The following is a 22,593-nucleotide window of genomic DNA, read 5'->3' as shown; positions in this document are numbered from 1 at the left end:
TTCGCCAATGTAATGCTTATTTTTAAGTGCTGATACGCCTATGAAACTGTTAAACCATACCACAAAATATTTTGCCATCCTGCTGGTCGTACTCATTTCGGTCTGGGCCGTAATATTCTATGTGGCCATGATCGATGAGGTCTATGATAGTCTGGACGACGGATTGGAAAATCAAAAGGAAATTATCATACAGGCAGTCAATGATAACCCAGAGTTATTAAACGATACGGAATTTGGGGTCAATAATTATACCATTAAAAAAACGCAAGTCCATAAGGAAACCAAGTTCAAGGACAGCTATAGAGATACCTTGATGTACATGCAGAACGAGGAAGATTATGAACCCGTGCGTATTCTTGAAAGTGTTTTTGAACAGGATGGTTCCTATTATAAACTAAAGTTGATTACCTCAATGGTAGAGGAAGATGACCAGATAGAAAACCTTTTTATCTATTTGGTTGGACTGTACCTGGCGCTGATCCTAAGTATTTTGGTACTGAACAATATTGTGATGAAAAGGATATGGAAGCCTTTTTATAGATTGATCGGCAGGTTAAAAACTTTCCGTATTGAAAAAGACGACCCTATTACCGCTGAACCTACGACCATAGATGAGTTTAACCTGCTCAACAAAAGTGTGGAGCGACTTACCGAAAAATCTAGGGATAGTTATTTGGCCCAAAAGGAGTTTATAGAAAATGCGGCCCATGAATTACAGACACCTTTGGCCATTGCAATCAATAAATTGGAGCTCCTGTTGGAAAAGAACGGAATGAGCATAGCACAATCTCAGGAAGTGGGAAGTGTTTTGGATAATTTGACAAGGTTGACCCGTTTGAACAAATCCTTATTGCTGCTTTCCAAAATTGACAACAAGCAATATGTTGATGCGGAACGAATAGATTTTACGGATCTGGTGAAAAAGATGGTGCAGGATTTTGCGGATTTTGCTACCCATAAAGACATAGAACTTAAGGTAGATGCCCATCAAAAACTGACCTATACCATGAACCCAGACCTAGCCGTGGTGCTCATGACCAATCTAATTAAAAATGCCATTGTACATGGGCAAGGTGGAAAACCCATACATATTGAGATTGTGGAGAACCAAATTCGTATTCAGAACTATGGGGAGAACTCCGCATTGCAGTCCGGCGGTCTCTTTGAACGCTTTCGTAAAGCTTCTGCAGATAGTCGTTCTACAGGATTGGGACTTTCCATTGCCAAGGCCATTGCAGATAAGTATGATGTTGCGTTGACCTATTCCTTTACGGACAGGCATGAGTTTACGCTTACCTTTCCTTAAGCGTTAAGGTTCTCCTAAAGTTGTTAAACACAAGCAAATTCCTGTTTCTTTCCAGTTTTGGAGCTTATTTTTATAAGTGCTTTCAAAAAGGAATTGAAGGATATGATATTGTTTTGAGCGAAAAAACAAAGGTTTGGGCAAATTTGTTCAACTAATATAAGTTTTGTATCCGGTTCATATTCCTTTTGGATTGCCGGTTAATAACCCTTTAAAAGTATTGGAACAATGAAAACAAATACGAACACTTTCAGCATGGCAAGAATACAATTCTGGACCGTGGCGGCATTGATTATCAGTATAGGGTTTCTATTTATGAACTTTAGGGACTGGTTACCGTATGATAGTGCCAAAAAAGTAACATATGAAATTGCAGGGCGTTGGGAACTGCCAATTGAGTTACGTGAAGTTTCTGGAATTGCGTGGTTAAGGGATAATACCATAGCCGCTGTTCAAGATGAGGACGGAATTATTTTTCTATACGATCTTCAACGGCAAAAGGTAACCCAAGAAATTAAATTTGGCCATGCCGGTGATTATGAAGGATTGGCCGTACACGATAAGGATGCCTATGTGTTGGAAAGTAACGGAACCATAACGATCGTTAAGAATTTTCAAGACCATGATAGAACCGTAACTTCTTTTGATACCGGTTTTGATATTGAAAATAATATGGAAAGTTTGGAGTATGATGCCCAAAATAACCGCTTGCTTATTATTCCAAAGGATAAGGATGCCGCTACGGATAGGGTAAAAAGTATATATGCCTTTTCCTTAAGGACGAATACGCTTGACCCAAAGCCTATTTATACGATTGATATGGGCGATGAGGTGTTAAAGAATTTTAGGGAAAAAAAACTGTACAAAACCTTTAGGCCTTCTGATATGGCCATACATCCACAAACCGGGGAAATGTATGTCTTGGAAGGCTCCAAGCCTAAATTATTGATTTTGGACAAGCAAGGTGCCGCACAACACGCCTATAAATTTGATAAACGAATATTTCCACAACCAGAGGGAATTACCTTTGATCCGGATGGAACACTTTATATTGCTAGCGAAGGTAAAAAGGACGGTATAGGTACCATCACCGAATTAAAATTATTACCCTAACGATGTCAGACGATTCCCCTAGCAAAAAGAGCAGGTTGCCCCTCTATAGTTCCATTGCTTTGTTGGTGGCAATTATAGCCGCATATTTTTTGGTTCCTTCCGTACAGGAATTTTTAGATGAAGCTTGGCGGGTACTTACCAGTGACGATGAGGAACAGATCAAGAATTGGGTTGCCGGCTTTGGTTGGTTTGGACCCATTGTATTGGTCTTGGCCATGATCGTGCAATTGTTCCTTTTGGTAATCCCATCCATTCTGCTCATGGTGGTATCCATATTGGCCTATGGTCCTATTTGGGGGAGTGTCATTATTTTTGCTTCGGTATTTGCGGCGTCATCCGTAGGATATTTTATAGGGAATTATTTTGGGGACAGTATCGTAACCAAGATTATTGGCAAAAAATCTGAGGATAAGGTGGAATCTTTTTTAGAGGACTACGGATTTTGGGCCGTTATCATTACCCGCTTTAATCCGTTTTTGTCCAATGACGCCATTAGCTTTGTGGGCGGACTATTGCGTATGGGCTATTGGAAATTTATAGGTGCAACCATGGTGGGGATAGCTCCCTTAACCCTATTTATTGCTATTTTCGGCAAAAGTACAGATGACCTTAAAATGGGTTTGCTATGGGGGTCTTTGGTCAGTTTACTAGCCTTTGGCGGATATGTTTGGTATGATAAGCGACATAAAAACAAAACGTAATCTGCGTGTATTATAGTTTATTAAGAATATAGTCGGTCATTATGTTTTTGTGCTGTAATGCTTTTTCCGCAAAGTTGAACAAGCTTAGGCAGCGGTCCAGATTTTGGTTTTCATAGGTTACTTTATAATATATATTGTTGTTCAGATAATCGGTCAATGCGCGTAAGCCATGTAAAAAGGGCATAAAAACCGCTCCAAGCGCTAAACTTTCCTTTTCCGCGTTGGTCAACAAATGTGGTTGGGTTGCCAGTCCGTCTATAAATGCATTGAACAAATTTTCATTGAAAACGATGTTGTCATGTTCTTTCTCATCTTCTGGAGCGGTATTGACCACCGTTCTTATAGCATCACCAAAGTCATAATAAAAATAGCCTTTCATTAAGGTGTCCAGGTCAATGAGGCACAGCGCCTTGTCCGAAGTTTTTGAAAATAGAATGTTGTTCAATTTGGTGTCGTTATGACAGATACGCACAGGTAACTCCTGGTCGTTGAGATGATTTAGCTCCTTTAAAAAAATAGTTGCTTGCTGTATGGCATATTTGGCTATAACCAATTTGCCCGGTTCAGCGGCATCAAGGGCTTGTTTAAACGCTTTGGTCCTATGGTCAAGGTTGTGGAATTTAGGTAAAGTGTCCTTGAACAAATTTTTCGGGACAGGGGCCAATAGGCTGTGAAATTTTCCTATGATGCGCCCCGCTTCAAAAGCAATGGTGTTATTAGTTGTAGTATTATAGGTGGTACTATTGGGGATAAAGGTCATCATCCGCCAAAAAGCACCATTATGCTTAATATAATTTTCCCCGTTATTATTGTTTATAAAAGTAATCGTTGCATAGGCCGGAGCAGATAAATGGGGCAGGGCAAGACCAATATTGCGCATGAGGACATCAACATTCTTAAATACCTTTTCATTTATTTTCTGAAGGATGAATTGACGGTTTTCCACATCCGTTACTAAAAAGGTATCATTGATTAGTCCCGCGGTTAAAGGAGTGTACTGAAACTCGTCACCGGTAAGGTCAAAGGCTTTAAGAATAGAGGTAATTTGATGTTGGGTCATAGGTTGTGTGGTGCGTACATGATCAATAAAGAATCTATGATGTTAACCTGTAAATGGTGGTTATAGATACTGTTCTAGGTGGCTAGTCACTAAGTTTTGGGTAATTTTTTCCTTAAAGTTAAATCGTTTTACTTCTTCAATCAACGCTTTTATCTCGCCCCTATACTTCGCATTTCCTACAATTACGGTGTTGTTTTCCTGGGCCTTATAGATTAAGATCATCACTTTGGAAAAGTAATAATAAGCAGCATATTGGTCATCCATGGACATTAACGGCTTAATATGCTCGCCTATCTCACCGAACAACCTATATATCGTGGAGAATTTTTTTTCGTTTGCATGAATTCCAGCCTCTGCAGCCACAACGGAATAGTAAACAGAGAAATCATCGATATTTTCATAACTGCCTTTATCATAAAAATGTTTTTTTAACCCTCTTAACAGACTAAGGCCTCTTCTGGGATTCTCCGGGCCAACTTTAGAGGATTCTGTAATAATGGTATAGGAATCATCGGGCATATTGCTTTGCGCACAAAGAAAAGAGGTCGTAAAGAACATAAGGCTTAGAGAAAGCAACAGGACCAATTTTACTGTTCCGGGATTCTTGCGGTACAAAGTCATATGTGTGGTGTTTGGTTGTGAAACACTAAAATAATCAATTAGCATTACTAGGCAGTATTGAATCTTTTTAGTGCAGTACATCCAAAAAATATACTTTTTGCGAATTTTAACAGTTAGTAGCATAGTTAAAATAAAGTTTCCCCAAATATGAAGCATAACAAAACCTACTTGGCTACAGCCCTGTTCATGGGTATGGCCTTTTTTTCCCAAGCACAATGTGAAGTTTTTAAAAGTGAGATTTCCGATGTACAGAAGTATATGGTACAGTTTGGTAAATTATCGGATTCCCTAAAGACTTCCGCGGAAATAGCGGCATTTGATGCGCGTTATAGCACCGCAAAAAACCATAGTAAAACGGTCATGTTGTTATTGGGCCAGGCAGTAACCGCTGCCGATGAAGCCGTAATATTGGTTTCTGACGCACAGTACGACTCGGAAAGTTGCGGTCTGGACGAGGCAATGAGCTACACGATCGATGCGGAAAGTCATGCAATAGATGCACGGGACTATGCCGCAGAGGCTTTTGAAAATGCCAAGAGTGCCGCAAAGGCCAATAATTTGGGCAACTTACAATTTCATATAAGAAAGGCACAGCGTTTAATGCGTGATGCACAAGATGCGGCGGATGCTTCTGCCTATGCTGCGGAAATAGCCCATTATAGTTGTAGTCACAATAAAGACCATGCTAGTAAAGACAGGTAAAGGCAACCGTTTCCTATTTAAGGAATGTTATTTTGCGGTGAGCACGCACAGCGATTTTTCCAAAATGGCGATGTCCAGGATATTGGTTGCCAATTCGTGGTGCTCCCCGTCTATTTGGGTATCAAAAAAGGACTCGTGATTACGGGTAAGTTGTAGTTTGGTGGTCTGGAAACTGGTAGACTCCTTGAGCCAGTGCACTTTTCTGATAATAATCAAAAACCCTAGCCAAAGCATTTTTAAACGGTTGATTTTTTTAATGACCAAAACATCCAACTTACCATCTTGTAATGATGCTTTTGGGGTTAAACTTAGTTTGTAGCCCATTTCATTGGAGTTGGAAATAAGAATTATAAACGGATTGATCATGGGTTGTTCCCCATTTACCGTAATGGACAATGGCTGGTTCTTTTTAATATCCCTGAAAGTTGTTACACATGCACTAATATAACCAAGGATGGTCCTTTTTTCGGAAGACTCATAATTCTTGATCAAACTGGCATCAAAGCCAACTCCCGTATTGCTGAAAAAATATCGACCGTTTATGGTGCCTACATCCATGCATTCCTCATGCCTTTCGCGTATGATCGTGAGTGCCTTTCTACGATTTTTCGGAATCTTTAAATTAGAGGCCAATCCGTTGCCGGACCCCATGGGTAAAATACCTAAGGCAACGTTGGTGCCTATAAGGCAAGCGGCTACTTCATTGATCGTACCATCTCCTCCGCAGGCCACAATAATATCTGCCTGTTCCGCAATGGACTCTTGTGCCAATTGGGTAGCATGGGCCTTATATTCCGATATTTTGACCGTAAGGTCATGGACATTGGTAATGAAATAAGGCTGTAATTCCTCTTTCGTCAATGGAGCGTTACCATGACCGGCAATAGGGTTTACTATAAAATGAATACGGATCACCTAATACATTGTGTTTATTGTTAAGCCCGACCGATAGACGGTTTGGCTTTCGCATAAAGCTATACAGTTAAACGATGTAAAAAAACAATACGTATACTTAAAACAGGTTTACATCAAAAATTTAACGCATTTTGACATTTGATTTCGTGGAAGATCATTTCTCCTTTTTGTTGACCAGCCCTTTGGTAAACTCGTTCAAGGTCTCCACTTTTTCTTCAAAATCACCTTTGATCGTTTTTCTGAATTCGTTGAGGTTCTTAACAAGGTCGTCTATATTTTCCGGGATAACATCTTCAAAAAATTGGCGCAATCTTTTGGCCGTTGTCGGAGATTTGCCATTGGTGGAAATAGCCACTTTTACATTGCCCTTGGTTACGATGCCACCCATATAAAAATCGCAAAACGGCGGATTGTCCGCTACGTTAACCAGTATTTGCCGTTCTCGACAATCATGATAAACCTGTTCGTTTACAGGCACATTGTCCGTTGTGGCAATGGCAATATGCTTCCCCTTTAAATAGGAAGGGTCGTAGGGCGCAACATGCATTTTAATATTAAACTCATTGGCCAAGGCAATGGTTTCTTCCCTGAACATGGGCGACACCATTTCCACTTGTGCATTAGGGCTGGATTTTAACAAAAAAGTCAATTTCTCCAAGGCCACATTACCACCGCCTACGATAAGGATATGTAGGTTGGATACTTTTAAGAAAACCGGGTAAAGTTCATTGCGTTCCATGTGTAATATATTATTCCGTTTTGTAGTTTATGGTGACCCTTGTACCTTTTCCCGGCTCGGAATTGATAAAGAGTCGGCCATTGATATAGTCAATACGTTCTTTCATAAAGAAAAGGCCCATACCCCCTTCACTGTTATTTTTGGGCAATTGGCCAAGGATACTATCATCAAAGCCGTTACCATCATCATCGATAACAACGCTTAGAACGGGGTGGGTATAGTTCAAGGTAACCAAAATGTAATTGGCATCGGCATATTTTATGGCATTGTTGACCGCTTCTTGGGTTACCCTGTAAATATTGGTCTCTGCCAATGAATCAAACCGGATATTACTATCGGTCTTGTTCTTAAAGAGGATATTCTTACCCGTAAGCTTGGATAATTCGGCAGTCATTTTATGAAGGGCCGGAAATATGCCATGATCACTTAGCTCAGGCGGTGTAAGGTTAAAAGTAGCCGTTCTTACCCCTTTAATAAGGTCTGATGTAAGTGCCTTTAAATATGCGATTTTCTCCCCTGTTTTTTCCTTGTTTTCCAAGTCTATGGATTCAATATTGAACTTTAGGGCAGTCAACATTTGTCCTATACCATCATGAATATCCTTGGCAATACGCTTGCGTTCCTCTTCCTGCCCTTCTACAATTTGGCTGGCCTGAGCTTTTTTCTGTTGTATGCGCTCCTCAAAGTTTTGCTTGGTCAGTTCGGCTACCTTTAACTGGTTTTCCTTACGTTCCGTAATATCCGAACATAAGATCAAAATGTCCTGCTCTAACGATGAGTGGTGCATTGGTACAATGGACATGTCTAACCATACCGTAGATCCGTTAACGGTACGCACCTGTAGCTCTTCTTTACGGATTATATTTTTTCGATTTACCTTCAGCACCTCTTTAAGATAGGCTTGTTGGCCTTCATCTATGGTAAGAATCTCTGAAAATGGCTTGTTGAGGGTAGATCGGGTATGGCCAAGCAATGCCAGGAATTTTTTACTGATGAACACTACGCTGCCATCTTTGCGTATACTTGCAAACAGGGCCGCATTGTCTATAACAAAATTAAGTTCTTGCAATTCCTTTAGCGAACGCTCTTTTTCATCATATAGGCTTTGAATTTTAGCAAGTTGATTTTTGGATTCTTCTTGGCTGCCAACAAGGTGCCCAATGGTCTTTTTAATCTGGATGGACAACGGTCTAAAAATAAAATAGATTTCCAACAGCAGAATCAAGAGCGAAAAAGCAAGCAACCAATATTCCTTTTGTTTTAATTTCTGTAATTGCTCATTGCTTCTATAATCGTATTCATTGACAATTTGATCCATTAAATTCAAAAAAGTCCGCTCATTGTTCAGTAAAATTTCCACATTGGATTTAAACAATTGGGTATTGTCCCCATGTAAATCGTATCGGTCTAGGATTTCTTGCAGGGCCTTTACCATTTTAGTATGGTGCGGATCTAGCTTGGAAAAAAGTTCCTGTACCTTTTCATCGTCCTCATAGGGTAGATTAAAGGATTTGTCACCTAAATGAAGTCCGGAATGTGAAGTTTTCCAAACGGTTAGGGTCTTGTCAATTTCGGCCAACAGCATTTGTTTGTCATCAATATTTGTAGCCCTGTTCAAAAGCAAGACCTCCTTGACCAGTTTTTGGCTAAAAGCACGTTGTCTACCGGCAACATTGATAACTTCAGAATCCCCGGATTGTGCCTTTAGGTGCAACTGAATTAATATTTGGGCGATTATAATTGTCAATGCAATTGCGGCAAAAGCCAAGAGGTACCATTTTCTTATGCGTAAAAATGTAGCAGTGTCTAATGGTATCTCGTGTCCTGCATTGGCCATAAAATTAAATTTAGTATTAGGCGCTCAAGGCCTTGGTAATCAAATTGGTGGAATATGATGATAAAGGCAAGGCCAATGCCGCCTCATGTCCCTTTGCGGACATTTTACGCCATGTCTTCTGTAGAATATCTATGGTTTTGTCCTCAGGATGTTTTAAGGCGAACGGTTCAAAATAATATTCCAGGAATACCAGGCATATTACATCTTCCAAACATTGGGTTTCCTCATTTTTCTTTAGTTGCTTTTTTTCCAGAAGAAACCGTACCTTATCTATGGTTTCTTGGTCATACCCCACTTCATGTAATAGGGTTGCCGCTTTATTGGCATGGAATTTTTTTAACTCTTGCCTCCATCTTAAATAACCTTCACGGTTCATTTCATAGGATTCTCTTGGAATTTCCCACCTGCAAATATGTTGGCAGCGGGCCGTTAGGCGCAACGCTTCAGATGCGTTAGGATTAAATTCATTTAAGCGTTTGGTCATCCTTTGGCCATAAAGTACTTCTTTTGGGTAAGTAGTGCCTTCAAAAACTTCTGTATTGGGATCTTGTTCATTGGCGGTGTCAAAAAGCTGAAAGGCAAGTTCTAATTTATTGGTGGTCGCCATACGTTTTGTGTTTCCTCAAAGCTATTCAGAAAAGCCAACATACACAAAGCCATTTTCAGTTTTTACCGGGTAGGTGGCAATAGCGTCCAAACTGCCGTTTAAATTCTCTCCGGTTTTCAAGGAGAACGTATTCTTGTGCAATGGACAAGCAACCTTTGGTTCCATATGCTCTTCTCCTATCATCCCTCTGGACAGGACCATTTCCATCTTATGGGGGCATAGGTTTTGACACGCATACCAAGAACCTTCACGGGTAAAATTAAAGACCGCTATCTGTTTGTCCTTGTATTTGATGCATGCGCCTCCATTTTTGGGAAATTTGGAAATAGGTGCAGCTTTAAACCAAACCTTTACTTCATTTGGGGAAACTGTTTCGTAAACATTAAGGTGAGCTATCATAATTTTATATGTTATTTAGGTCATTTTACCTTAGACCTATATTATACGTTATCCAAATACCAGCATTTTATACTTAGTACTTCATATTTTTAGCCTTGCATTATTTTATACCCATTCCTTAGGCATCTTCTGGTCTCTAAGTGCTACAAACTCTATAGTATTGTCCGTATCATCAGAATTGACAAAATGGGTGTATCGTTCCCTAATCTCAGGAGTTTCTACGGCTTCTTTCCATTCACACACGTAAGAATCTACCAGTGCTTGCATGGCATCGTCCAACTCTTTGACAATACCCAAGGAATCATTAATGACTACATTTTGCAAGTAAGTAATGCCACCTTCCAATTTTTCCAACCATGGTGCGGTTCTCTGTAGGGGTTGTGCCGTTTTTATATAGAACATGATAAAGCGATCTACATATTTAATGGCAGTTTCCTTGTCTACTTTTTCAGCCAGTAGTAGGGCATGTTTTGGATTTGCACCACCATTACCGCCAACATACACGTTCCACCCCCCTTCAACGGCTATAAAGCCAAAATCTTTCCCCCGTGCCTCGGCACATTCGCGAATACATCCAGATACGCCACCTTTAAACTTATGTGGGGAGCGTATGCCCTTATATCTATTTTCTATCTCAATGGCAAAGCTTACACTTTCATCCATTCCGTACCGGCACCATGTGGAGCCCACACAGCTTTTTACGGTACGTAACGATTTGCCGTACGCTTGTCCGGTTTCAAAACCTTCCTTAATAAGTTCTTCCCAGATCAAGGGCAGTTCGTGCAATTGTGCCCCGAACATATCTATACGTTGCCCACCGGTAATTTTGGTATACAGGTCATATTTTTGGGCAATACGGCCTATAGCCATAAGTTGTTTAGGGGTTATTTCACCACCGGCGACCCTTGGTACTACGGAGTACGTACCATTTCTTTGAATATTGGCAAGAAACCGGTCATTGCTATCCTGAATGGACTCTTGCCTGTTGGCCGTTTCATTATATAGACTTGCAAAAATAGAGGCTACAGCAGGTTTACAGACCTCACAACCGTTACCGTTACCTACTTCGTCCAATAAGTGATCATAATCCGTAATACCTTTTAATTTGATAAGGTCATACAGTTCCTGCCTAGAATAATTAAAATGTTCACAGATGCGCTCTTTAACTGTTTTGCCCAAGGTTTTGAGGCTTTCCTTAATAAGGTCGGTTACCATAGGTTTGCATCCTCCGCAACCTGTAGTCGCTTTTGTGGCCTTAGCCACATCTTTTACGGATTCAAGTCCGTCTTCAAGTACCGATTTACATACCGCACCTTTCGTCACTGCCTCACAGGAACAGATTACGGCGGTATCGGGCAAATCCATTGCGCTTCCAAATGCAGAACCGCCCTCTCCCCTAGAGCCTACTATAAGTTCTTCCGCATTATCGGGAAGGGGCATGTTATTGAGGTACATTTGATGAAGTATACTGTAATCTTCGGCATCGCCTACCATAATACCGCCAAGTAGGGTTTTGCCATCATGGCTAACATTAATCCTTTTGTAAATACCTTTTGTCTTGTTTTCATAGATGATGGACAAGCCTTTGTCTGCAGGCATGTAAGGAATTCCAAAACTGGCTACATCCACACCAATAAGCTTTAATTTGGTAGACATATCTATTTCCTGTTTCATGACGACATCAGATGCCCGTAATATTTGATTTACCGCTACTTCTGCCATTTCATACCCAGGAGCTACCAATCCATATATCATTTGGTTGTAAAGGGCCACTTCCCCAATAGCATAGATGTAGGGGTCAGAGGTCTGCATTTTGTCATTAACGACGATACCGCCCCTAATCCCCAACTCTAGGTTACATGTTTTGGCCAACTCATCCCTTGGACGTATACCGGCCGAAATAACCAACATATCAACTTCCAGTGTGTCATCTTCACCAAAGTCCATACCTGTAATGGCGCCATTTCCAAGAATGCTATTGGTGGCTTTGCCCGTATGAATGGAAATACCCATAGATTCCAAGGTAAGTTGTAGTACATTACTACTTCTTGCATCTAACTGCCTAGGCATTAATTTTGGCGCAAATTCTACTACATGGGGTTCCAAGCCCATGTCCATGACCGCTTTACCGGCTTCCAGGCCTAATAACCCACCTCCTAGCACGGCCGCTTTGCCATTGGGTTTTCTTTGTTTTATTTCTTCTGCATAATCCAGCATGGCTTCCAAGTCCTCAATGGTCCTATATACAAAAACCCCTTTTTTTTCGACCCCTTTAATGGGCGGTACAAAGGGAGCTGAACCTGTAGCCAACACCAAGTAATCATAAGCAAATTCCTTATCGTTGGCGGTGGTTATGGTTTTTTTTGTTTTATGGATATCCGTAACCCTTTCGTTAATAATAAGCTCAATGCCATTTTGTGCATACCATTCCATAGGAGCCATTTCCAATGCTTTGGCATCCCTATTGCCAAAAAAAGCACTTAAATGAACGCGATCATAGGCGGCACGGGGTTCTTCCCCAAAAACAAGGACCTTAAACCCTTTGCCTTTAATACGGTCCGCGATTTTTTCACAGAATTTATATCCGACCATTCCATTACCCACAACAATTATAGTTTTCATAGGATTATAATTTAGCTACGTAACAATATTACGTATAAATACGTATAAATGTATTAATTTTATCGAAATAATTACGTACTATTGTTAGTAAATTGATAATTATTAATACTTAATACTAAGGGAATGGAGGTTGAAAAAGAAGCAAAAATAAGTTTGGTAGGTGCCGGACCGGGAGCAAAAGACTTGATAACATTAAGGGGAATGAAGGTTTTGCAATCAGCCGATGTAATTTTACACGATGCATTGATAAGTAATGACCTGTTGCAAGAACTACGTAGTGATATCCCTAAAATATACATAGGTAAACGTTGTGGAAAACATTCCCACACCCAAGAAGAGATCAATGAACTTATGGTGGCATATGCATTACAATATGGTCATGTTGTGCGTTTAAAAGGGGGAGACCCCTTTGTTTTTGGACGGGCAAATGAAGAAATAGCCTATGCGGAAGCATTTGGTATTTCCGTTCATGTGGTACCCGGTATTTCAAGTTCGCTTGCGGTGCCTACCGGTCAAGGTATACCTATGACCAAAAGAGGTGTAAGTAGTAGCTTTTGGGTGATGACGGCTACAATGAAAGATGGTTCGTTTTCCCAAGATCTTGAATATGCTTCCCGTTCATCTACCACAATGGTCGTCTTAATGGGCATTAGGAAATTAGTTCAAATAGTAGATGAGGTCAATCAATACAGGGGGTCGTTAACGCCAATGGCTGTTATTCAAAATGGCACCCTGGGCAACGAGCAATGTATAGTGGCAACCTTGGGTACCATTAAGGATTATGTAGGCCGTATATCGATAGACATGCCGGGTATTATTGTAATTGGGGATGTGGTAGCGGAACATCCAGCTTTTTTTGAGGAAGAGGTGCAACGGGTATTATATTCTGGGTACTAGGTTATTTTCCCTGAATTATCTTTTGTGTTTACGGGGATTTTTATGAAAAACATTGGCATGTATTAACAGAGCTCAGGAAAATTGATATCACTATTGATAAAACCATAATATGTGCCTACGTGAATTTTGAAATACATAAAAGTACGTAGTATTTAGCAAAATTAACATAAAACTACGTATAATTACGTATAAATAATGGTAGGTTTGCGTATAACGTAAAATTAGCATCTTATGGACAACAATTCTAACAATTCTAACAAATCAACAACCATGGATTTATCCAATATAAAAAGTATGCCTATACGTACGTTTTGGATAACATCAATTGCATTTTTTATATGTTTTTTTGCTTGGTTTGGCATTGTACCTTTCATGCCAGATGTGGTCAAGGATTTGGGATTGACCCCAAATCAGAAATGGAATTCCATAATTCTGGCCGTTTCGGGAACGGTATTTGCCAGATTGCTAATCGGAAAATTATGTGATAAGTATGGTCCAAGAATATGCTATACCTATTTATTGATTTTAGGGGCCATACCTGTAATACTTATTGGCTTTGTACAAACGCCAGCACAGTTTTTGATCTGTAGATTGTTTATAGGTTTTATAGGAGCATCTTTTGTAATCACTCAATTTCACACATCAATTATGTTTGCCTCTAATATTGTAGGCACGGCAAATGCTACTTCTGCAGGCTGGGGAAATCTTGGCGGAGGTGCCAACCGGTTGGGAATGCCTTTGATTGCTGCGGCCGTAGTTAGCTTTGGGGTTGCAGATGAGGTCGCATGGCGTTATGCCATGGTCATCGCAGGAATCATTGCCATGGCTATGGGAGTCATATATTATTATTTTACCCAAGATACCCCCGAAGGGAATTTTAGTGAATTGAAAAAATTGGGCAAAATGCCTACCCTAAAGAAAGATGAGGAATCCTTTAAAAATGTGTTGAAGGATTACAGGGTCTGGATTCTTTTTATTGTATATGCAGCATCTTTTGGTATGGAACTGACCGTTTACGGTACTATGGACGATTATTTGCAGAATACATTTGGCCTCACTAGAAGTACGGCAGGTAATTTGGTTTTATCATTTGCCTTGATGAATATTTTTGCTCGTACTCTAGGAGGCTTTTTTGGCGACCGCTTTGGCCGACTAAAAGGGTTACGGGGCAGGGTTGTTTTTTTGACCATAATACTAGCATTGGAAGGACTTATGTTATCCATTTTTTCATTGACCACCAGTTTTACTATGGGTATCATCTTTCTTATAGCCTTTAGTCTCTCCGTTCAAATGGCAGAAGGGGCAACGTTTTCAGTAGTACCGTTTATCAATAAAAAGGCCATTGGCTCTATATCCGGAATTGTTGGTGCGGGAGGAAATGTAGGAGCCTTTCTTGCAGCGTTATTGTTAAAATCAAAATCTGCCATGGCAGAAACAAATGCATTGGCCTCAAGCACGGGTCTTGGGGAAGAAGCCATGCGCGCAGCCCAAGCCGCTGCGGCATCCAATGCGGTTTCCAGCGGATATTTCATGATCGGGGGCTTTGTTATTGTAGCCGCATTGGCTAGCCTGGCCATAAAATTTTCAACCGTAGATGAAAAAAGCGTACAGACAGAGACGGCCACTTCAGTATCTGCCCCCTACAAATTTTTGGGCACTAAGGTTTAAAAGGATACGTCATGCATTTACCTGTTCACCACATACATAATAAAAGGAGTAGCCCTATAGCGGGTAACTTGTGTACAAGATGCACAAATACTAATTGTCTGGTACAGAAACATGTATCTAATCCGGCAATAAGTGAGCTAATAAAATCGCGAAAAGAGATAAAATGTAAAAAAGGTCAACAGTTTATAATGGAAGGCGCTTCCGTAACCGGACTGTTTTTTCTTTTGAACGGCAAGGTAAAAGTAGTAAGAACGGGTTTGTTGGGCAGGGAACAGATTGTTCGTTTTGCCACACCGGGAGAAATTATAGGTCACCGCGGTTTTGGTACTGAAGAGACATATCCAATAAGCGCCATGGCATTGGTAGATAGTTCTTTGTGTTATTTTTCTAAAGACCTATTGCAAGAAATATTGAAGATTAGTCCGGAGCTTACCTATGATCTTATGTTGTTTTATGCCAATGAGCTTAATAGAAGTGAGATAAGGGTAAAATCGCTCTCACAGATGACCGTAAGGGAGCGGGTCATAGATACCTTATTATATATCAACAGAAAGTTTGGTCAAAACAATGGGTATACCGCTATAGTATTAAGTAGGAGGGAATATGCCAATTATGCCGGAACTACGGAAGAGCAGGTTATTAGAACCTTGTCCGCCCTTAAGAAAGAAGGGTTGGTGGCCACTAAAGGAAAAAGAATCGGCTTATTGAACATTCCTATGCTACAAAATGAAATTTCTGAGCACAACTTCTATTTAGATAGTTAGTACTACGTATTAATTTTTAGTCCATCACATTTCCTAAGTAATTATTCTTAATTCCAAATCAAGACACATAAGTCCTTATAAACTAATGATTTGTAATGATAACCTGTGAATTATCAGTTTTGTTCATGGTTATTTGCCATGCAAAAGTATGGTGTAAAAAGAGGTTCAAACCTAGGTAATCCCATAGGCTACAATTAGCGATACGTATATATTTGTCATGTATAAGTATAAATACGTAGAATTAAATTTTTGTACACTATGAGGAACATTGTAAAAAGAGCATCATTACTGGCAAGTGCGGCATTAGTGCTAATGGCTTGCGGAGGAAAGGAAGCAAAGAAGAATGCTGTAGAAGCCAAGGAAGTTTCACCAGTATCAAAGACCAAAATGCTGGATATTGAAAAACCACAATTGACCTTTGGATTTATAAAATTGACAGACATGGCACCTTTGGCCATTGCCAAGGAAAAAGGGTTTTTTGAGGATGAAGGATTATTTGTATCGGTAGAGGCGCAGTCCAACTGGAAAAATGTATTGGACCGTGTCATAGATGGTCAGTTAGATGGTTCCCATATGTTGGCAGGGCAACCTATTGCTGCCGGTGCTGGTTTTGGGAGACAGGCGGAGTTGGTAACACCATTTTCAATGGACCTGAACGGAAACGGCATTACGGTATCCAATGATGTCTGGTCCAAAATGAAACCAAATGTTCCTGCGGATAATGAAGGAAAGCCTATTCATCCTATTAAGGCAGATGCACTCAAACCCGTTATTACCGAATATAAAAATAGTGGTAAACCCTTTAAAATGGGTATGGTATTCCCGGTTTCTACCCATAACTATGAAATTCGTTATTGGTTGGCTGCAGCAGGCATTCACCCAGGTATGTATACCGCGGACAATGTTCAGGGACAAATAGATGCAGAGGTATTGCTATCCGTTACACCACCGCCACAAATGCCCGCAACCTTAGAGTCTGGAACCATTTATGGATACTGTGTAGGCGAACCTTGGAACCAGCAAGCGGTCTTTAAAGGTATAGGGGTGCCGGTTACTACCAATTATGATATCTGGAAGAACAATCCTGAAAAGGTATTTGTAATGACCAAGCAATTTGTTGAGCAAAACCCCAATACCGCCATTGCGGTTACCAAAGCATTGATCAGGGCGGGAAAATGGTTAGATGAACCTTCTAATAGGGCAGAAGCGGTAAAAATCCTTGCTATGTCGCAATATGTGGGTGCACCGGAAGAGGTTCTTGCGAATTCAATGACCGGTACATTTGAATTTGAAAAAGGAGATAAAAGGGAAATGCCGGATTTCAATGTATTCTATAAATACAATGCCACATATCCTTTCTATTCAGATGGTATTTGGTTCTTGACACAAATGCGTAGATGGGGTCAAATTCCGGAAACCAAACCAGCAGATTGGTACGGTGAAACCATCAAGGACATCTATCGTCCGGATATATGGAAAAAAGCGGCGGATTTATTGGTTGCGGAAGGGCAAATACCGGCTAGCGATATCCCTAACACCGATGGGTATAAGCCTGCTACAACAGATTTTATAGATGGCACATCTTACGATGCAAAAGACCCAATAGGGTATATCAATAGTTTTTCCATTGGTAACAAAGATTAAATGCACACAAATAGAATTAAAATTATAGTAATATGGAGCAGGAAATCGTATTAAAAAAAGAAGGACAGGGAGTTGCGTTTTTACGACCCTTCATTGCAAAAATAACCCCGAGTTTTAATAAAACCAAGGTGCTTTCATCATTGAAACAAACCGGGATTACCATAGTTTCGATACTATTGTTCTTGGCGCTTTGGCAATTAGGGTCAAAAGCGCTCTACAATAAAGAGGCCAATTATAAAATTGAAAAGGCCCTGACGGAAAGAGGTGAGGAAGCGGCCGCTGCAGAACGTGCCTGTATAGAATCTGGGGACAGTAGTTGCCAGCCCAATACGCTGCCTTCGCCATTACAGGTATGGGGCTCCTTGCAATCGTTGATCGCCGACCATAAAGTAATTACGGCAGATAAGGCCGCATTTGTGGAGAAAATGGCAGAAACCAATGCAAAGTTGATTGCCCAAGGTAAAGATGCTATAGTATATACAGGTAGGGCATCATTTATTGATATTGTCCTTACAAGTATAAAAACGGTTTTTGCAGGATTTTTATTAGCACTACTTATTGCCGTACCTATTGGCATTATCATTGGTTTAAGTCCATCGTTGCGTAGTGCGTTCAATTGGTTTATTCAAGTGTTCAAACCGGTATCACCCGTAGTATGGTACCTCCTGGTTTTCATGATCGTTAAAACACTATACATTGGGGATAGTTCTGACAATGCCTTTGTCATTTCCTTTATCAGTGTAGGGTTATGTGCCATGTGGGCCACATTGGTCAATACGGCCATGGGGGTATCGTCAGTGGACAAGGATTATATCAATGTGGCCAAAGTACTGAAATTAGGTACGTTCCAAAAAGTCTTTAAAGTAATCCTGCCGTCTTCCCTCCCATTAATATTTACCGGTTTGCGTATTACCCTATCGGTAGCTTGGATGGTATTGATAGCTATTGAGCTTTTGGCACAGAGTCAAGGATTGGGTCTTTTTGTTTGGGAGGAGTTTCAAAATGGCGCCAATGATTCCAATGCTAAGATTATCGTGGCCATGTTCGTCATAGGCATCATTGGTTTTCTGTTGGATAGAATAATGTTATCGGTACAAAATATAGTGTCGTTCAACAAGAATGAAATGGCCTAACCAAAAAATTCAAAGCAAATGGCATATTTAGAATTAAATAATATCTATAAGAGTTACGGCTATGGCGACAATGTTACGAACGTACTTTCTAACATTAACCTTACTATAGAAGAGGGTGAGTTCGTTGCTATAGTAGGTTTTACCGGCAGTGGCAAAACAACATTGGTAAATCTTATCAATGGGCTTTTAAAGCCAACTAGCGGTGAGGTACTTTTTAAGGGGGCCCCTGTTGTAGGCACCAGCCATGAGCGAGGTGTAATTTTTCAGAACTACTCGCTTTTGCCTTGGCTGACCGTGGGCCAAAATATTTATATGGCCGTGAAGGAAGCATTTCCCCAGGAGAATAAGATGGCTTTGAGGCAACGGGTAAAAGATTATGTCGCCATGGTAAGTCTAAGTCCGGCGATCAATAAAAGGCCCAAGGAATTATCAGGGGGTATGAGGCAACGTGTTGCCGTGGCCAGGGCCTTGGCCATGAATCCGGAGATGATTATCATGGACGAACCATTAGGGGCACTGGATGCTTTGACCCGAGGGAACCTACAGGATGAAATCCTGAACATTTGGAGTCAGGATAAGCGTACCGCACTATTGATTACCAATGATGTGGATGAGGGTATTTATATGGCAGATCGTATAATTCCACTTAAGCCGGGCCCAAATGCAACACTTGGTCCGGAATTTAAGATAGACATTGAGCGGCCACGCGATAAAACAGCGATGAACGACAATCCCAATTACAAGAAAACCAGGAATGAAATCATAGCATATCTTATGGATATTGGAAATCAAAGGAAAACGGTTTCACAAGAGGAATATGTATTACCGGATATACTTCCCAAAAGCTTTGTAGCCTAAAAATCAAAAAAATGAATACACTAATAGAACAAAATAAAACCTATACTGAAAACGGTATTGTGTATCCGTCCAAGGTTATGTTGGACCTATCTGAGCTTAAAAAGGTATATCCTACGCCAAAAGGCGATTATGTGGTTTTAGAGGATTTGAACCTTCAGATATTAAAGGAAGAATTTGTCACTATAATTGGGCATTCCGGCTGCGGAAAAACTACAATGTTGTCCATGATAGCTGGGTTGAACCCTATTTCCGGAGGAAATATATCCGTGCTGGGAAAACCTGTTACCGGACCGGGGCCTGACCGTGGGGTAATATTTCAGGCACCAAGTTTAATGCCATGGATGACCGCATTCCAAAATGTGCTTTTGGGCGTTGATCAGGTATTTCCACACGCCACAAAAAATCAACGACATGATATTGCAAAATACTATTTGCAAAAGGTAGGCCTTGAAAAGGATTTTCACAAAAAGGCATCTGAACTCTCTCAAGGTATGCAGCAAAGGGTAGGTATTGCCCGCGCATTTGCCATAAAACCAAAAGTATTGTTATTGGACGAACCCTTTGGAATGCTAGATTCCTTGACCCGCGGAGAACTTCAGGATATCCTCATAGAAATCTGGAATAAAGAAAAAATTACCGCCGTAATGATCACACATGATGTTGACGAAGCAATATTTCTTGCGGACCGTGTCGTTATGATGACCAGTGGGCCAAGGGCCAAAATTGGCGACATACTCGCTATAGATTTTGATAGGCCACGAACAAGGAAATCTGTTTTGGATCATGAGGATTACTACACCTATCGTAAACATTTAATAGACTTTTTAGAACACTAACCAGCAACACTTTTTATTATTTAAAGAATTAGAATATGAAAAAACAATACGTAATTATTGCCTTTTTGGTTATAGCCATCAATACAATTAATGCACAATTTACATTAGATGGGCAGTTTAGGCCAAGAACGGAATACAGACATGGTTTCGGCACATTAATAGCAGATGAGGCAGATGCCGGGTTTGCCATTTCTACACGCGCTAGGTTAAACGCCGCTTATGCACTTGATGCCTACCAGTTTTATTTGAGTATACAAGATGTAATGGTATGGGGGGAGAACAGGCAAATTTTACCAGATGACCAAAATGATTCCTTTGCGGTTTTTGAAGCTTGGGCCAATATTAACTTGGGAAAAGGCTGGTCCACTAAACTGGGAAGGCAAATTATTTCATATGATGACCAACGCATATTTGGCGGGTTAGATTGGGCACAGCAAGGTAGAAACCATGATGCCGCATTGTTGAAATATAAGAAAGATAAATTTTTACTTGATGTAGGTTTGGCATTTAGTCAGGATTTTGATAACCCTACAGGCTTTCAATCGGTTGGTACGGCATATAATACAGCAGGGTTCTTTACGTATAAAACCATGCAATACCTTTATGCCAAACAACAATGGACAGGTTTTTCGGCTAGTTTTCTGGCGCTCAATAACGGGTTTCAAAATTTTGATGGCCAAGGTGTGGCAGACGGGATAAGTAGCCTACAGACCTTGGGTACTCATTTGGCCTTTAAGGAAGGGAAGTTCAATGCCAGTGCCAATTTGTTTTTACAGACCGGGGAAAGGCAGAACAGTGTAAAAGTAGGCGGAGCTTATTTACTGGGGCTGGAACTGGGCTACAAAGCCAGTGACAAGATTATGTTAGGATTGGGAACTGAAATAATCAGTGGTAACAAAACCGATACTATTGATAAGACCGAAGCTTTTTTCCCCCTTTATGGCACGAATCATAAATTTAATGGATTTATGGATTACTTCTATGTGGGCAACCATGCAAATAGTGTAGGTTTAACCGATATCCACGCCAGTGCCAAGTTTAATTTAGGGAACAAATCTAGTTTATTGGTAAAGGCATTGAATTTTAGTGGGCAACAGGATTTGCCCAGCGGCGAAAAATCTTTGGGAACGGAAATAGATGTGGTATTCTCAAAAGGATTCAACGGCTATGGTTTGGCCATAGGATATTCACAGCTTTTTGCAGCGGACGGTATGTATGAACTTAAGGGCATTTCTGAAGACCTTGCGGCAAGTAGTCAAAATTGGGCATGGGTACAATTGACGATAAAGCCACAATTTTTGAACACCTCAAAGGAATAGTATTTTCAATACAGAATGAATAAAAAGCAAATGGTCCATGCAACAAAGAGTGTATGGACCATATTTTCATATGTAAAAATATATGTAATTTAGCGTATTACGTATAATTACCTATATTTTAAGTGAAATGACGAGAATTGTTTTGGTTGATGATCATGCTTTGGTGAGAGATGGTATACGCTCTTTATTGGAGTCTGAAAGTGATTTAAAGGTTATAGGAGAGGCATCAAACGGTAAGGAAGCCATAGAAATGGTTGGTCAACTAACCCCAGATTTATTGATTATAGATATACGAATGCCTGTTATGAACGGTATAGATGCGGTAGAGGAACTCACAAAAACCAATACCGATGTAAAATGCATTATATTGAGCATGCATGATTCTGAAGAATATATTTTAAAGTCCATCAGTGCCGGGGCCAATGGCTATTTGCTTAAGGATACGGACAAAACGGAATTTATAAAAGCCATACATACGGTAAGGGATGGCGGAAAGTATTTTAGTGGAGATATAAGTAATGTACTGGTCAATAATTTATTGGGAGCCAACAAGCCGTTGGTCAAAGAGGAATCGCCAAAGTCCAAAGGGGAAAATGTGTTTGATCTTACCAATAAAGAGCTTAAAGTTCTAGAACTTGTTCTCTCAGGTCTGACCAATCAACAGATTTCGGAAAAACTTCAAAATAGCAAGCGAACCATTGAAACCCACCGTTTTAATTTAATGCGTAAAATGGATGTGAAAAACCTGATAGACCTTTCTAAAAAATCACAGAAATATAATTTGATCTAATAAAGCTGTTACCAACATATTGTCTTACTAAACCATTTGCATAGTAGTGCAACAATAAAAGTTCA

Annotated in this window: 21 protein-coding genes; 13 read left to right on the top strand and 8 right to left on the bottom strand. The window is 40.3% G+C overall.

All coding sequences use genetic code 11. The features are described from left to right. Positions 1-40: 40 nt before the first annotated feature. From CHB68_RS12285 to CHB68_RS12275, 3 genes are all read left to right on the top strand, one after another. Positions 41-1,306, top strand: a complete 1,266-nt coding sequence (locus CHB68_RS12285; RefSeq protein ID WP_089261167.1) for a sensor histidine kinase — start codon at positions 41-43, stop codon at positions 1,304-1,306. A gap of 225 nt (positions 1,307-1,531) precedes the next feature. Further along, complete coding sequence (locus CHB68_RS12280) at positions 1,532-2,416, top strand: SdiA-regulated domain-containing protein (RefSeq protein WP_089261166.1); 885 nt, start codon at positions 1,532-1,534, stop codon at positions 2,414-2,416. A 2-nt stretch (positions 2,417-2,418) separates the two neighbouring features. Beyond that, on the top strand, positions 2,419-3,117 hold the full coding sequence (locus CHB68_RS12275) for a TVP38/TMEM64 family protein (RefSeq protein ID WP_089261165.1): 699 nt from the start codon (positions 2,419-2,421) through the stop codon (positions 3,115-3,117). 10 nt (positions 3,118-3,127) lie between these two features. Here the strand turns inward: CHB68_RS12275 and CHB68_RS12270 are convergent, their stop codons facing one another. After that, on the bottom strand, positions 3,128-4,177 hold the full coding sequence (locus tag CHB68_RS12270; RefSeq protein WP_089261164.1) for a phosphotransferase enzyme family protein: 1,050 nt from the start codon (positions 4,175-4,177) through the stop codon (positions 3,128-3,130). Positions 4,178-4,237: 60 nt separating this feature from the next. Then, positions 4,238-4,798, bottom strand: a complete 561-nt coding sequence (locus tag CHB68_RS12265) for a hypothetical protein (RefSeq protein WP_143815203.1) — start codon at positions 4,796-4,798, stop codon at positions 4,238-4,240. A gap of 147 nt (positions 4,799-4,945) precedes the next feature. Here CHB68_RS12265 and CHB68_RS12260 point away from each other — a divergent pair, with 147 nt between their 5' ends. Next, positions 4,946-5,500: a hypothetical protein gene (locus CHB68_RS12260; RefSeq protein ID WP_089261162.1), complete on the top strand. Its 555-nt coding sequence runs from the start codon at positions 4,946-4,948 to the stop codon at positions 5,498-5,500. Between the two features lie 27 nt (positions 5,501-5,527). On the opposite strand, the gene CHB68_RS12255 is transcribed toward CHB68_RS12260, so the two are convergent. The 6 genes from CHB68_RS12255 to nirB form a co-directional block, all read right to left on the bottom strand. Continuing rightward, positions 5,528-6,415: a diacylglycerol/lipid kinase family protein gene (locus CHB68_RS12255; RefSeq protein WP_089261161.1), complete on the bottom strand. Its 888-nt coding sequence runs from the start codon at positions 6,413-6,415 to the stop codon at positions 5,528-5,530. A gap of 154 nt (positions 6,416-6,569) precedes the next feature. Then, complete coding sequence (locus CHB68_RS12250) at positions 6,570-7,154, bottom strand: precorrin-2 dehydrogenase/sirohydrochlorin ferrochelatase family protein (RefSeq protein WP_089261160.1); 585 nt, start codon at positions 7,152-7,154, stop codon at positions 6,570-6,572. 10 nt (positions 7,155-7,164) lie between these two features. Continuing rightward, on the bottom strand, positions 7,165-8,991 hold the full coding sequence (locus CHB68_RS12245; protein WP_089261159.1) for a sensor histidine kinase: 1,827 nt from the start codon (positions 8,989-8,991) through the stop codon (positions 7,165-7,167). Positions 8,992-9,007: 16 nt separating this feature from the next. Further along, positions 9,008-9,598: a DUF4202 domain-containing protein gene (locus CHB68_RS12240; protein WP_089261158.1), complete on the bottom strand. Its 591-nt coding sequence runs from the start codon at positions 9,596-9,598 to the stop codon at positions 9,008-9,010. A 21-nt stretch (positions 9,599-9,619) separates the two neighbouring features. Beyond that, positions 9,620-9,997: a nitrite reductase small subunit NirD gene (nirD, locus tag CHB68_RS12235; protein WP_089261157.1), complete on the bottom strand. Its 378-nt coding sequence runs from the start codon at positions 9,995-9,997 to the stop codon at positions 9,620-9,622. A gap of 105 nt (positions 9,998-10,102) precedes the next feature. After that, entirely contained in the window at positions 10,103-12,619 is a 2,517-nt protein-coding gene (gene nirB / locus CHB68_RS12230) for a nitrite reductase large subunit NirB (RefSeq protein WP_089261156.1), read from the bottom strand. Between the two features lie 123 nt (positions 12,620-12,742). Between nirB and cobA the strand changes: the two genes are divergently transcribed. From cobA to CHB68_RS12185, 9 genes are all read left to right on the top strand, one after another. Then, complete coding sequence (gene cobA / locus CHB68_RS12225; protein WP_089261155.1) at positions 12,743-13,516, top strand: uroporphyrinogen-III C-methyltransferase; 774 nt, start codon at positions 12,743-12,745, stop codon at positions 13,514-13,516. 231 nt (positions 13,517-13,747) lie between these two features. Then, positions 13,748-15,184 (top strand): MFS transporter, encoded by a 1,437-nt coding sequence (locus tag CHB68_RS12220; RefSeq protein ID WP_089261154.1) that lies wholly within the window; start codon positions 13,748-13,750, stop codon positions 15,182-15,184. 11 nt (positions 15,185-15,195) lie between these two features. After that, entirely contained in the window at positions 15,196-15,948 is a 753-nt protein-coding gene (locus CHB68_RS12215; protein ID WP_089261153.1) for a Crp/Fnr family transcriptional regulator, read from the top strand. 258 nt (positions 15,949-16,206) lie between these two features. After that, positions 16,207-17,592, top strand: coding sequence for a CmpA/NrtA family ABC transporter substrate-binding protein (locus tag CHB68_RS12210; protein ID WP_089261152.1), 1,386 nt, complete (start codon positions 16,207-16,209; stop codon positions 17,590-17,592). A gap of 32 nt (positions 17,593-17,624) precedes the next feature. Continuing rightward, a complete protein-coding gene (locus CHB68_RS12205) occupies positions 17,625-18,725 on the top strand; it encodes an ABC transporter permease (RefSeq protein ID WP_089261151.1) in 1,101 nt (366 codons plus the stop codon). 18 nt (positions 18,726-18,743) lie between these two features. After that, complete coding sequence (locus tag CHB68_RS12200; RefSeq protein WP_089261150.1) at positions 18,744-19,583, top strand: ABC transporter ATP-binding protein; 840 nt, start codon at positions 18,744-18,746, stop codon at positions 19,581-19,583. 11 nt (positions 19,584-19,594) lie between these two features. After that, positions 19,595-20,419, top strand: a complete 825-nt coding sequence (locus CHB68_RS12195; protein ID WP_089261149.1) for an ABC transporter ATP-binding protein — start codon at positions 19,595-19,597, stop codon at positions 20,417-20,419. A gap of 35 nt (positions 20,420-20,454) precedes the next feature. Next, complete coding sequence (locus CHB68_RS12190) at positions 20,455-21,738, top strand: alginate export family protein (RefSeq protein ID WP_089261148.1); 1,284 nt, start codon at positions 20,455-20,457, stop codon at positions 21,736-21,738. A gap of 127 nt (positions 21,739-21,865) precedes the next feature. Further along, positions 21,866-22,528 (top strand): response regulator transcription factor, encoded by a 663-nt coding sequence (locus CHB68_RS12185; RefSeq protein ID WP_089261147.1) that lies wholly within the window; start codon positions 21,866-21,868, stop codon positions 22,526-22,528. The last annotated feature ends 65 nt before the right edge of the window (positions 22,529-22,593 follow it).

The organism is Maribacter sedimenticola (assembly GCF_900188415.1).
Lineage (GTDB): Bacteria > Bacteroidota > Bacteroidia > Flavobacteriales > Flavobacteriaceae > Maribacter > Maribacter sedimenticola.
The sequence above is the reverse complement of the archived record's forward strand: the minus strand, read 5'-3'. Positions and strand labels throughout refer to the sequence as shown.